General features: G+C 67.3%; 11 protein-coding genes and 1 pseudogene. 10 read left to right on the forward strand and 2 right to left on the reverse strand.

Going from position 1 to position 12558, the window contains the following annotated elements; all coding sequences use genetic code 11:
- The 8 genes and pseudogenes from AZG88_RS23925 to AZG88_RS23960 form a co-directional block, all read left to right on the forward strand.
- Positions 1-310, forward strand: a 310-nt coding sequence (locus tag AZG88_RS23925) for a hypothetical protein (RefSeq protein WP_061699425.1), incomplete at its 5' end; no start/stop codon positions are given.
- Positions 307-2296 (forward strand): annotated as a pseudogene (locus tag AZG88_RS23930) (hypothetical protein). The gene AZG88_RS23925 and the pseudogene AZG88_RS23930, both read left to right, overlap by 4 nt.
- On the forward strand, positions 2296-3051 hold the full coding sequence (locus AZG88_RS23935) for a hypothetical protein (RefSeq protein WP_061699426.1): 756 nt from the start codon (positions 2296-2298) through the stop codon (positions 3049-3051). The pseudogene AZG88_RS23930 and the gene AZG88_RS23935 overlap by 1 nt, the downstream one beginning before the upstream one ends.
- A 244-nt stretch (positions 3052-3295) precedes the next feature.
- On the forward strand, positions 3296-5284 hold the full coding sequence (locus AZG88_RS23940; protein WP_061699427.1) for a cutinase family protein: 1989 nt from the start codon (positions 3296-3298) through the stop codon (positions 5282-5284).
- Entirely contained in the window at positions 5281-5541 is a 261-nt protein-coding gene (locus AZG88_RS23945) for a hypothetical protein (RefSeq protein ID WP_061699428.1), read from the forward strand. Before AZG88_RS23940 ends, AZG88_RS23945 begins: the two co-directional genes overlap by 4 nt.
- A 46-nt stretch (positions 5542-5587) precedes the next feature.
- The gene (locus tag AZG88_RS23950; RefSeq protein ID WP_061699429.1) at positions 5588-6397 is read left to right on the forward strand and encodes an N-formylglutamate amidohydrolase; all 810 of its coding nucleotides are present in this window, start codon (positions 5588-5590) and stop codon (positions 6395-6397) included.
- Positions 6370-7527, forward strand: a complete 1158-nt coding sequence (locus AZG88_RS54040) for a hypothetical protein (protein ID WP_231914164.1) — start codon at positions 6370-6372, stop codon at positions 7525-7527. The genes AZG88_RS23950 and AZG88_RS54040 overlap by 28 nt, the downstream gene beginning before the upstream one ends.
- Positions 7528-7895: 368 nt before the next feature.
- Positions 7896-9137: a saccharopine dehydrogenase family protein gene (locus tag AZG88_RS23960; RefSeq protein ID WP_061699430.1), complete on the forward strand. Its 1242-nt coding sequence runs from the start codon at positions 7896-7898 to the stop codon at positions 9135-9137.
- Positions 9138-9321: 184 nt separating this feature from the next.
- On the opposite strand, the gene AZG88_RS23965 is transcribed toward AZG88_RS23960, so the two are convergent.
- Positions 9322-10071, reverse strand: coding sequence for an MBL fold metallo-hydrolase (locus tag AZG88_RS23965; RefSeq protein ID WP_061699431.1), 750 nt, complete (start codon positions 10069-10071; stop codon positions 9322-9324).
- Positions 10068-10196, reverse strand: coding sequence for a hypothetical protein (locus AZG88_RS55095; RefSeq protein ID WP_269455058.1), 129 nt, complete (start codon positions 10194-10196; stop codon positions 10068-10070). Before AZG88_RS55095 ends, AZG88_RS23965 begins: the two co-directional genes overlap by 4 nt.
- A 909-nt stretch (positions 10197-11105) precedes the next feature.
- Here AZG88_RS55095 and AZG88_RS23970 point away from each other — a divergent pair.
- Both AZG88_RS23970 and AZG88_RS23975 read left to right on the forward strand, forming a co-directional pair.
- Positions 11106-11351 (forward strand): helix-turn-helix transcriptional regulator, encoded by a 246-nt coding sequence (locus AZG88_RS23970; protein WP_061699433.1) that lies wholly within the window; start codon positions 11106-11108, stop codon positions 11349-11351.
- A gap of 546 nt (positions 11352-11897) precedes the next feature.
- The gene (locus tag AZG88_RS23975) at positions 11898-12245 is read left to right on the forward strand and encodes a histone-like nucleoid-structuring protein Lsr2 (RefSeq protein WP_061699434.1); all 348 of its coding nucleotides are present in this window, start codon (positions 11898-11900) and stop codon (positions 12243-12245) included.
- Positions 12246-12558 lie beyond the last annotated feature (313 nt).

Raw genomic sequence — 12558 nt, forward strand, 5'->3', positions numbered from 1 at the left:
CCGCCGCCCGACCGGGGCCGGACGAGGCGCCGCGGGCTCGGGGAAACGCGCTTCCGGTGCGGGAGACGTCGGTGGTGCGGGAGCGCCGAGTCCGGAATTGACGGCGAAGCTGGAACCGAGGAAGGGCCCGGCGAAGGTTCCGCTCAATACCCGGGTCCTGGCCTCGACGGAGGCCCGGTTGAACTGGCTGGTGAACGATCGCCAATCCACGGTGACCAATGTCGTGGACGTGGCCCTGCAGGAGTTCTTCGACCGCTACCGCGTCCCGCCGGCAGATCATGACGGCCGGATCACCGAGCAGGAGTCATGAGCAGTCCGTGGGAACAGATACCCCTGTTCGCACTGCCCGAGACAACCCTGACGACATCTCCCGATTCCACCGATGACGTTCTCCCTGACGATGACGTTCTTCCCGACGACGACTTTCTTCCTGACGATGACGTTCTTCCCGACGACGACGCTGTCGCCGTCGATGCTGATGTCTTCGTCGAAGCCGATCATGCGGATTCTGAGCCGGCCGCTGCCGCCCACCCTGCATCGCCCGAGCGGTCGGATGTGGCCGAAGCCGCCGACCCCGCCGAAGCCCCGTCCCCGCCGACACCCGAGACGGACAGCGAAGCGGCCGTCAGCGCTGCGGTGGACGGCGACGAAGTGCACGACGACGCGGCCGGAAGCGACACGGCTGGCAGCGACACGGCTGGCAGCGACACGGCTGGCAACGACGCGGCCGATAAGCCGGTGTGGGAGGCGCTGCCCGCAGGAGAAGAAGCCGATGGCCATGCGTTGATCGTGACCGCCGACGGGACCTACACACCCTCCGGGCGGGAGTTGACCGGTCCCGTCGACGCGGTCGAGAAGCTGGACAAACTGATCCGCTGGGCCTCGCTGACACCGTTGGGCGCCCCCGCACAGATCTGGGTCGTCGGACAGGCCGCGTGCGAGCTGCTCGGGTGGATCATCGACCCCGGCAGCGAAGACGACGTCGACGACATGGAAGCCCTCCGCAACCGCGCCGCCCAGGAACTGACCGCGGTCCTGCACGCCACCCTCACCCCACTGCTGAACGCGGGCTGGGAGTTGCGCGGCGACCCGGGGCACGTGGTGCACCTGTCCCGCTCGATCGGGAACTTCACCTCGATGGTCGATGTGGTGATCGAACCATACGTGTGGACGTACTGGAACAAGGACTTCGGGTGGCACAACCGGGTCGGTGACATGGGCATCCTCGGCTCACCGACGGCCGGAACGTATCTCCCGGATGACGACCTGCCGGCGGCACGGGAACTCGGTCGCCGGTTGGCCTGGTGCGCCCGGCACCTCGGGGTGCTCCCGGGGCCAACGCCCGCGCGTACCGGCGCCGCCCTCGTCGACAAGATCAAGCGGGAACGCACCCGCAGCGGTAAAGGCATCGTCGTCACCACACCCGGTTCGGTCCCACCGCTGGACGGCCCGCCGCGGGGAGACCTCGAACCCGCTGTCGGCTGGACCCGCGTCCCTCGATCGATCAACGCGCCGCCTACCTCGCATCCGCTGGCATGCTCGAGTTCGGCTACGGGCAGCCCAAACACCTGACCGGTGACACTGCCGCTGCTGCGGCGGTGGGGGAGAAGGGTGCCCCGTTCGGGCTGTGGCGGATCACCCTGCCTGCCGGGCAGTCACTGTCGCTTCCCGGGAAGCTCCCTCTGCCGCACCCGCACATGCTCGCCGACCAACAGGTGCAGACCTGGGTGACGGAGGAATCGGCGCCGACCGGGGTGACCTCGACGACCTCAACATCACCGAGGCCTGGGTCTACCCACAACAGGGCCGGGCGCTGGACAAGTGGGCCAAAATCCTGCGCGAGGCCCGGAAGGCCGCGGTGGACACCGACGACGACGCGACGAAGCGGTTCCTCGGCACCTGCTACAAGGGCTACATCGGGCGAATGGTCAACCCGGACATGTGGACTGCGAAGCAGATGCAACATCACCACCAACCGCTCTGGCGTGCGTCGATCATCGCGCACTGCCGGTGGCGTGGCCGCCGTGTGGCGATGCGGATTGCCCGCGAGCACAATCGTTGGCCGGTCCGCACCGTCACCGACTCCTGGGTGTACCTCCTCTCGGGCGGTGAGGACATCGCCGACGCAAGCGACGCGTTGGGGAAGATGTCGGTCGAGAAGGACGTGGTCCTCACCGACACCCTCCTGTCCGCCTTCACTTCGGCCCAGGACGTGCACGAGGTGAACCTCGCGATCAAGGCGGCCTTCGCCGACAACGAGGACGCCGACGACGACGACGGGGAGGGGGTGCTCTGATGGCCCTGCATCTTCCGAAGCCGCGCACCAAAAAGCCGGCGCAGGAGGCGGTCGGCCTCGACGGACTCAAGGTCTCCGTGGCCAACGCCGCGACCAGCGGTGTCGAGAAGTCGAAGCAGGTCAAGAGCGGGGGGCTGGCGGGTCTGACGAGCAAGGTCTCGGTCAAGCAGTTACGCGAGGAGCTCGGTAACGAGGGCCTGCGGCAGGCCGCGATCGATGCAGGCCGCACACCGCCGTCGGCTCGCACGTTGCGCCGGTGGGCGCAGCAAGGCCGCATCCCGCACCCGGACGTCCTCGAGCGAGCCCAACGCCGTGCCGCGATCGAACGCCTCGGCGGTGTCGATGCCGTGGCGGCGAAGATCGGGCGGTCCCGCTCCGCCGTCTCCCGGTACCGGTCCGGGGAAACGAACGAGTTGCGTGCCGACGCGAGCAAGAAGCTCAAGAACGTCAAGGCCGAGGACATCATGAAACGCGCCGGGGTGTTGCGCCCGGACGGAACCCCGAAAAGAGCGGTCATCCGGGTCAAGGGTGGTGTCATGGTCCGTAACGGTGCCGACGAGGGCTACGACTACCGGGTGCGGACACTGGATTTCGCGAACTCGGACACACCGTTCACCAGTGAAGAGTCCCGCGAACTGGCCGCCGCACTGGCCAACGACGATCACGCCCGAGTCGTCGCACTGCTGGAGCGGCACGCCACCCTCGACTACCCCGAGAACAAGGGTTTCGACAAGTTCCACATCGACTGGATCTGATCTAGAGGGGACGTGTCGTTTCCGCAGTTCATACTGCGGGGACGAGACGCGGGCGTGCGCGGTGGGTCGGGCGGCAGGCGACGTGCGAATGAGGGTTATCCACATACCCCGTTGAATCTGGCTGCCGAATTCGGTCACCGTATGCACCTCACCTCATCGGTGTGTGTTCGGTGGCTGCGCGTGGCATCCCGGAGCGGCATCGAGGGGTGAGCTTCATAGCTCGCCGGCGACAGATGAGGTGCCCATGCCCGCAAGACGTTCGAGAGCCCGCCACCTCGTTGCTCTCGTGGTGTGCGCGACCGTCGCCGGCGGCGGTGTCGCGGTGACCGCCCCCGCGATCGCGCACGCCGACCCCACCGGCTGTGCGGCGACGTTCAATCTGCTCATCCCCGGGACCTGGGAGACCTCCGAGAACGCCGACCCCCACCAAGCGGTGGGGATCCTCGCACCGGTCGCCGACGCCATCGCCGCTGCCCACGGGGACCGGGCGCAGGTCTACACCCTCCCGTACATGGCCCGCGCGTTCGACAACGGACACACCTACGCCGACAGCAAAATCGACGCCCTCACCAAGGCCACGGCGGTACTCACCGACATCGCGAGTAGGTGCACGAACACGAAGTTCACGATTACCGGCTACTCCCAGGGCGCCGACGCCGCCGGCGATCTTGCATCGGGGATCGGCAACGACCACGGGCCGGTGCCCGCCGACCGGGTCCTGGCCGTCGGCCTGCTCGCCGACCCCGGCGCCGGCACCCAGGGCTCCGCCATTGTGGGCCCGCGCACCTCCGGCGAAGGCATCGCCGACCCCCGCCCCCAGGGAATGGGCACACTCTCCGGCCGGGTTGCTTCGATCTGTGATCCCGGGGACTTGTACTGCTCGATCCGCAAGGGCGACAACCCCCTCCTCGGCTCGCTCGGGTCGATTCTGAGCAAGACCCCCAGCACGAACGGTGACACCAGCAACACCGGCGGCACCGGCAACTCCCAGCTGGCCACCGCCCTAACCTCGGACTTCTCCGGCGCCGACCTACCCGCACTCGGCCGGGGTGTCGCAGCCCTCGGACAGCAGCTCTCGCAGCCGAATGTCGATGTCGGCGGCGTTGCAGCGACGGCATCGTCCATCGCCGGCACGCTCGCCCCGATCGTGGATTTGATCGACTCCGGGACCGCACACGCCGCCACCGCAGAGCTGTCCGCCGCCCCGGTAGGTAGCCCCGAACACAGTGCCTCCCAGGTGCTCTCGAAGGCCGGGTCATCCGATCTGTCCGCCGCGCTGGGCACGGTGACGACGATCGCCGACACCGCGGGGAAGCTGGCCGAGTCGAGCACGTCGACCGTGGCCGGGACATCGGAAGACTTGCCGCATCTCTCGACCGCGGCCACCACTCTCGGCCGCCAGGTCGCCCCGCTGACCTCGGTTCCCGCCGATGCGCTCGCGTCGGCCTCGACTGTGCTGTCGGTGCTCAAGCCGGCCACGGTGGTGGGGCAGGTGCTCAACGTCGCTACCGAGGTGACCGCGCTCGACGTGCCCGGCATCCTGAACAACCTCACGGTGCTGCCGCAGAAGGTCGCCGCGCTCGACGCCCACGGCGCGCACCAGGTGGCGGGGGAGCTGAACAACCAGTTCGCGCCATTGGTGAAGATGGCCGCGGCCGTGGATCTGCGCTGGGTGTCTCAGGTGCTGTCGGTCATCCCGGACCCCACCGGGTACACCCAGATCGCCGCACTCGTCGCGTCGATCCTGGGCGGCGTCGATGTCATCCGGCTGGCCACCCTCATCGGCGAGATCCAGGAAATCGCCTGGACCGCGGTGGAGAAACTGCTGCCACCTCCCGGGCAGGCACCCGACCCCCTCGGCGCGGGTGCCGCGATGGCCGGCCTGCTGCCCGTCGGCCTCGACCTGGCCTCGGTGGCGGTGACCATGCTCTCCGGCAAAGCCACCAAGACCCCACCGGAACTACTCGGCAAGCAGTCAAGCGCGGCCACCAGCATCAGTACCCAAACGGAGAACGTTGATCTGCCGGCGTTGACCGGCTCGTTGACGACCATGGCCCAGTCGCAGGGTGCCGAGGACCTGACCGCCCTGGTCGGCGAAGGCCTCAAGGCCGCGAGTTTCTTCACCTCCGGCGCCCACACCAACTACAACGCCCTGGTCGTCGACAACGCCGGCCGCAACGCGATCACCTGGCTGTCCGACTGGCTCAATCTGCAGATCGGACGATCCGTATGACCTCCCGCGCCCACAACCCCGCCGCCCGCTGGACCTTCTGCACTCTGTGTCATCACCGCGGCTATCACAGCCGCGCCGACGCCAAAGCGGTCCGCAAAAGGCACCCCGGCGAGAAGGGACTCGCCGTGTTCGTCTGCCCACACACCACCGGGCTGTTCCACATCGGTCACCGCCCAGAAGCCCTGAGCAACGGGCAGATCGACCGACAACGACTGCGCCACCAAGCGGTCCGCACCGCGGAAGGTCCCCAGCGATGACCGCCCTGGCATCTCACGACCCGACCACACCAGCGAAGGACCTGACATGACGATTTGCCGCATCCAGTCGGGCGATCCCACATCCCCGGTCATCCTGCACGTCCCGCACGCATCCCGGGCGATCCCCGACACCGTGCGCGCGGGACTGCTCCTCTCCGATGCCGAACTGCACAGGGAATTGGACGAATCCACCGACACCGCAACCGACCTCATCGCCCAGGGTGCCGCCAACTACGCCACGGCAGGGCGGGGCAGACCCTGGCTGGCGATCAACCAGGTCTCCCGATTGGTCATCGACCCGGAACGTTTCCCCGGCAACGACGAGCCGATGAACGACGTCGGTAGGGGAGCGGTCTACACCCGCACCTGCACCGGCACCCTACTGCGGCCCGAACCCGCACCCGACAGCCAGTACCTGATGGACGCCTACTTCCATCCCTACGCCGCCACCATGTCGGAGCTGGTCGACGACCGGCTCGCCGCCACCGGTGCAGCGGTGATCATCGACGTGCACTCCTACCCGCACCGCCCGTCCGCCTTCGAAGACCCCACCCGGCCCAGACCCGCGCTCTGCATCGGGATCGACGACTTCCACACCCCCCAGTGGCTGACCGACCAGGTACTGGCCGCGTTCGCCGGACTCGACGAGACCGCGGTCAATGCCCCGTATGCCGGCTGCTATGTGCCCCTGAACCGGTATCGCTCCGACCCCCGGGTCAGCGCGGTGATGATCGAACTCCGCCGCGACCAGTACCTGAACACCGATCACACCCCGGACCCGACCAAGATCGACGCACTGTCGTGCATGCTCGCCACCTTGGTGGACCGATGCACCGCGGCGGGGGCCGCACACTGATGTGCAAGCCGAAACCGGGCCCCCGCTGCACCCCGCACGTGCGGACGCGCCTGCAGCGGGCGCACCGCACCCTCGCCGACACCCGCACCGCGCTCGAACGCAACCCGGACGACCCGACGCTCGGCGAACGCGTCCGCCGCGCCGAAACCGCCGTGGCCGAGAATCGGGCACTGTACGACTCCACCCCCGGCGGACAGCGTGAGCTGCGGGAGCAGATCGCCCGCGAATCCGACACCGCCGCCCGCGCGAGTCTGCAGCAGCGCCTGACGGCAGGCGAAGAACTGCGTGCCCGGCAGATCGCCGCGCTACGCCATACTCAGCAGGGCCAAACACAGGAGAACAACACTGATGAACAACGAACCGACACTGACACAGGCACAGCGCGAAGCGTTCTGGGCCCGGCAGGAGGGCTGGACCCCGCAGATGCCGGAGCCTCAGCGGCGCGCAATCGAACAGAAATGGAACGACGAGGCGATCAAGCTGGCGGAGTTCCACGGCTTCTGATCAACCACCGGGAACTCCTCCCCACCGCCACACATTCCCTGCCCGAGGACCGTGCCCAGTATCTGCGGGCCGAGGGCTACAGCACCCCCGACCTCTACGAACTGTCCCCCGGCGATGCCGACCTCTACCACACCCAGATGAGCGCACTGAAGGACAACAACCCGTACGCCGCCTCGGTCTTCGTGTACGACATCGGCGAATACCGGCGCATGCGACTGCTCATCACCGACGACGGCAAGGCCGGCATCGCCCTCAAGGGCGACGAGGTGGTCTCCGTCTACGCGCACCGCGACTGCCGCCACCCCCGGGCTGGGCGTGCACTACTGGAAACCGCGGTCGCACAAGGCGGCCGACGCCTCGACTGCTTCGACACCGTGCTCCCCGACCTGTACAGCAGGGCCGGATTCGTCGCCGTTGCCCGATTGTGCTGGAATGACGACTACGCACCCGACGGCTGGGATTACACCACCTTCCGGCAGTTCAACGCCGGACGACCGGACGTGGTGTTCATGGCCTACGACCCTCAGGCGGTCGACTCGACCTACCGCCCCGGCGCCGGTATGTACGTCGACGACTACGACCAAGGCGTTCACGCGGCCCGCACACACTCGGACTCCGGCCAGTGACCCCAGTTTCGAAACCCTGCGTCCGTCTGGGGAGGCTTGACAGGGAGGCGCGGCCGCGTGAGCCGTCTGTCGGTGACGCTCGGTAAACTCGGGGTCGTTCTGCTGAACATCCCCCCAGATTTTGTTCGCAGAACACCCCCCAGTGGCCCGGCATCACCCCCCGATGCCGGGTCACACCCTGCGGGCAGGGCAAACTCATCGAGAAGGCGCCGTCGCCGCCTGCACCCGGAACGGGTCGTGAACTGGAAAGATGACACGTCCCCATCGACTCGGGTTCGAGGGGATCTGCCCCACCATCCCGGCATACAGTTACGCAGGGTTACATCTACCTCTTCTGTCTGATCCGCGTCGCTTGTAGGCTTCCGCGCATGACTGACAGCGGACGTGAACTCGATCTCGTCATCTACGGTGCCACCGGGTTCGTCGGAAGGTTGCTCGCCGACTATCTCGCACGCACCGCCCCGGAGGGTGTGCGGATCGCTCTCGCCGGACGGTCACAGGCGAAACTCGAGGCCACCCGGGCGGCGCTCGGGCCCCGCGCCGGCGACTGGCCGATCGTCATCGCCGATGCCGACGACCCTGTCGCGCTCGCCGAGCTGGCTTCCCGCACACGGGTTGTCGCCACCACGGTGGGACCGTACGCGAAGTACGGCACCGAACTCGTCACCGCCTGTGTCGCGGCCGGCACCGACTACGTCGACCTGACCGGGGAGGTGCTGTTCGTCCGAACCAGCATCGACGCCCACCACGACAAGGCCCGGGCCAACGGTGTGAAGATCGTGCACTCCTGCGGCTACGACTCCATCCCCTCCGACCTGGGCGTGCACGTACTGCACCAGAAAGTCCAGGCCGACGGCGCCGGGGAACTGACCGACACCACCCTGGTCGCGTCGCTGCGCGGCGGAGTCTCCGGTGGGACGATCGACTCGCTGCGCACCCAGATCGACGTGTCGAAGAAGGATCGGGCGCTGCGTCGGCTCGCCGCCTCCCCGTACTCATTGAGCCCCGACCGGACGAAGGAACCCGACCTCGGCCGACAATCCGACGTCGCCGCCGTGGACGGCGCGGACATCGCCCCGCAGGTACGCGGGTGGAAGGCGCCCTTCGTCATGGGCTCCTACAACACCCGCATCGTGCGGCGTAGCAACGCACTCCAAGGGTGGGTGTACGGCCGCAAGTTCAAGTACCGCGAGGTGATGAGCGTCGGCGACTCGCGCCTGTCCCGCGTCTACGCGGCCGGTGTCGCGGCCATCCTCGGCGGGCTCGTCCTCGGTCTCAGCGTTCCGCCCACCCGGTACGTCCTCGACCGCGTCCTCCCCGCACCCGGCGAGGGCCCCAGCGAGAAAACGCAGCGCAATGGCTACTTCGCGATGGACATCTACACCACCACCACGACCGGCGCCCGGTACGCGTCCCGGGTGACGGCGCAGGGCGATCCCGGATACCGGGCCACCGCGGTCCTGCTGGGGGAGTCGGCCCTGAGCCTGGTGCTCGATCGCGACCGGCTCCCCGACGAGGCCGGCGTCCTCACCCCGGCCACCGCGCTCGGCGACGTGCTCGTCGAACGACTGCGCGCGGCAGGGGTGGAGATTTCCGCCCGCAAGCTCTGATTCGCCTCGGCTGATGACGATCGCACGCTCAGAACTCGCCCACCCAAACCTTCCGATCGCACGCATTGTCTGCATTACGTGCAATTAGGGCGGCCAGGCCCGACGTGTAGCCGTCCGTCGGGCCGGGTGGTGTGCGCGAAAGACTTTGTGGAAACGGAGTTCTCGCGTCAGTGCGTTCCGATCCTCACGGCGCGCCGCCGCCGCGTTCTCGTGCGGTTGCGGCCGCTTCGGCGACGGAGCCGCGATGGATCGGCCCGTGTCCGGGCAGGAGAATGTCGGCGTCCAACTCTCCGATGATGCGCAGTGACTCCGCGGCCATACCGCGGTCGTGGTCGAACCACTGCGGCAGCAATTGAGGTCCGGCGACCTGTGAGGTCAGGTGCCCGGTGATCAGGGCGTCACCGGAGATCACCACACCGCGATCGGGAAGGTGGTAGATGGTGTGACCGGAGGTGTGGCCGGGCGCGAGAACCGGGACGGGGGCACCCGGGCAGGTCAGGGCGCCGGGTACGGGCATCGGGGTGGGGGAGTCGATGCCGTACTTGGCCGTGCCACCGAGGCGGATCAGCTTTGTTGCCCACGACAGGACCCCGGGTCGCCAGATATTGCTGAGCACATCCCAGGGTGTCGCGACCTCGTGGCATTCCCGGCGGGCGTGCGCTACTTCGTCGGGGTGTACCAGTACCGGCGCCCCGTAGGTCTCGGCGAGATACTGTGCGCTGCCGACGTGGTCGACATGCGCGTGGGTGATGAGCACGGCCTCGATGCCCCGAGGGACCCGGCCGATCGCTCGGATCGAGTCCTCGACATCACCGCGCTGCGCCGGGTAGCCGGTGTCAATCACGGTCACCGCGTCGCCTTCGGTGAGCAGCACCCAGTTGACCATCTCGGTGTGCACAAAGTACACGCCATCGGCGATTTCGACGGGCTTCATCGCGTGACCACTGCCGGCATGCCGACGTCGTGTCGCACATCTGTGGTGACCTGCGCGCCCAACGCCCGGCGGTAGTCCATTCCGTCGTAGTCGACGAGCGTGTCGTGCACCGATCCGACCCCCATGCAATCTCTCCTCTTGTGTGCTGTCTCCAGCGGGTGAGGGTACGTGGTCAACCGTGGCGAGGGGTGACGCGGTGGCGTAGTGGGTCGATCTGTCGCTGTGCGATGGCCTTGTTGCCGTGTCAGTGCCACCGGCGGTGTGGACTATCCGACGGCGCCATATGTGGAATGGTTTTGCGCTCAGCGGTTTCGGTGTGGCTGGCGGGGCGGGCATGAGGAGGTCGTGGCGCCTGAGGTCGTGCGATGTGACTGTGGGCACTTCTTCTCAACATCGGGCGGCACGTGACCTCCCGCCCGATGCCTGGCATGCGGTGGTGCCGCGCGTGGCGCCGGGGGAGCTCATGGTCGCACGGGCGGTCTAGCCATGTCAGGACGTGCGACGGCGGTCGCCATGCCGCGTGCCGTCACTGCCCCGGCGAGTCGGCACTGAGTCTGTCCCTCCCCGGCGAGGCAGGTCGTTCTCACCCCGGCAGCTGCACTCGGGAGACACCCCTGACCGATTGGCTGCGGAACGTCGACGTGGAAGTTACCGCGCGCGGCTCGGCAAAGAGCGTGCGCGAGATCCACCGTCAGAACAGAGACATGTCGACACTGCTGTCGCAAACGACGAGGTCCTTTCGCTTCGAGGAGAGACACATGATGTTCTGGTACGTGTTGTCCAGCTAGAGGGACCCTCTCCACGGGTTCCAAACCTTGCAATTTATCGCTGTAGTGTTGGAACGTATGGACCGCTGTCGGACCCCCGAACGCGTGTGCGGGCATTACAGCACGCCGTTGTAGGGTCCCTTCGAGGACGGTCCCGCACAGCGTACCGTCGTGTTGCAGCCGGTCTGCCGGGCCGACCGCCGGGCCGACGACCGAACTGCCACCCGCATCGCCGGGAAGGCGATGGACTGGAAGGACTCTCACCAGATGGCTAACCCACATCGACTGACCACCGACCAGGTCGTCGACCTGATCAAAGAGGAGACCGGTACCGAGCTGTCTGCCTCGACGTTCCGCGGGTACGTCTCCCGTGGCCAGGCGCCGGCGCCGGTGGAGAAGATCGGCCGCACTCCGCTGTGGAAGCGCTCGGAAATTGTCACGTGGGCGAACAACAGACCCGGTCAGGGTGCGCGCACCGACATCCCCAAGCCACGCCGACGCCGCGCCGAGTGATCATTTGTCACTTTTGCGACACCGAAGACCTGGACTCCGGTCCGCGGGAGTTCGCCCCCCTGCACCTGGATGGGGCTGGGCCGCACGACGCCAGCAGGCTCCCTGCACGGGGGAGCGGAGGTGGGTACAGGCGGCGGTGGACACAAAGGAATGCGGCGGCCCGACGTGCCTCCACCCGACGGGTGCCGTTGATGCCGCACGCGTAGGACTGAGAGTGCTTCTGCGGCTTCATGGGTCGGTTGTCGGACGGGGCGATCGGAGGAGCGCTCCGGCACCCGGAACTCGAATTGCATCACAGTGACGAAAATGGCAATGGGTCGCGTGGGTCGGGATTGTCTGGTGAAAGCAGGTTGGCGCTGGTGATGAGGATCCTCGAAGGATTGCGGCGGCGGCCACTCGCACACGATGGCTGGGTGCTGTGCGACGACGAGACTGATCGCCGGCATCTGGTGCGATGCAATCATAGCTAGCGTAGCTAGCGCTGATGCGGTGTCTGGCGCGAGTACTGTTGTTTCGTTCGTATCGATGAAGGTGGGAGTGGAATCCGTGGCGCGTAGGGCTGTGGTGGAGTGGGTGGACGATATCGACGGGACCGTGTTCGGCGACGAGGGGGAGAGCATCAACTATGCGGTTGATGGCGTCGAATACGAGATCGACCTGAAGGGCGAGCACGCCAAGGAGTTCCGCGACGCTCTCGACTACTGGATTGCTCATTCCAGGAGGGTCGGCGGCACGAAGCGCCGCTCGAATCGGGTAACGGACCCGATCGGATCGACTCCGAGGACGGGGGAGGTCAAGAAGATTCGGGAGTGGGCGACAGAACAGGGCTACGAGATGCCCTCTCGAGGCCGGATCCGTGCCGACATCGTCCAAGCCTTCCACGACGCCCACTGACATCGCATCGCGAGTCCGAGGGCGGTGCCGAACACGTCGGGTGGGACACCCGCGGCGGACAGTCCGCGTCGACGACCTGAATGTGTCGTTCACAGGTCGATGGCGGCACAGCCCGACGTGCTGCCGGCCGGTTAGGGAATTGATCGGGAATCTATCGGCTGGTGGCCCAGGTGTTCGAGTCGGTCGAGTTCGGCAAGGAGGGCGTCTCGACTGGTGTAGGTCTCGGCAGGGGCGCGAAAATCCTCGTCCGGGGAGGGATGGTGGACCTCCCACCGCGGTCCATCGGCAGCGGCAAAGCCGACCGCGATGTGTA

The organism is Rhodococcus sp. LB1 (assembly GCF_001583455.1).
Taxonomy (GTDB): domain Bacteria; phylum Actinomycetota; class Actinomycetes; order Mycobacteriales; family Mycobacteriaceae; genus Rhodococcus_F; species Rhodococcus_F opacus.

Coding starts and splice junctions, on each gene's coding strand:
- AZG88_RS23935 (WP_061699426.1), top strand. CDS start 2,296: ATGGCCCTGCATCTTCCGAAGCCGCGCACCAAAAAGCCGGCGCAGGAG.
- AZG88_RS55095 (WP_269455058.1), bottom strand. CDS start 10,196: ATGGGGGTCGGATCGGTGCACGACACGCTCGTCGACTACGACGGAATG.
- AZG88_RS23970 (WP_061699433.1), top strand. CDS start 11,106: ATGGCTAACCCACATCGACTGACCACCGACCAGGTCGTCGACCTGATC.
- AZG88_RS54040 (WP_231914164.1), top strand. CDS start 6,370: ATGCACCGCGGCGGGGGCCGCACACTGATGTGCAAGCCGAAACCGGGC.
- AZG88_RS23940 (WP_061699427.1), top strand. CDS start 3,296: ATGCCCGCAAGACGTTCGAGAGCCCGCCACCTCGTTGCTCTCGTGGTG.
- AZG88_RS23960 (WP_061699430.1), top strand. CDS start 7,896: ATGACTGACAGCGGACGTGAACTCGATCTCGTCATCTACGGTGCCACC.
- AZG88_RS23950 (WP_061699429.1), top strand. CDS start 5,588: ATGACGATTTGCCGCATCCAGTCGGGCGATCCCACATCCCCGGTCATC.
- AZG88_RS23945 (WP_061699428.1), top strand. CDS start 5,281: ATGACCTCCCGCGCCCACAACCCCGCCGCCCGCTGGACCTTCTGCACT.
- AZG88_RS23965 (WP_061699431.1), bottom strand. CDS start 10,071: ATGAAGCCCGTCGAAATCGCCGATGGCGTGTACTTTGTGCACACCGAG.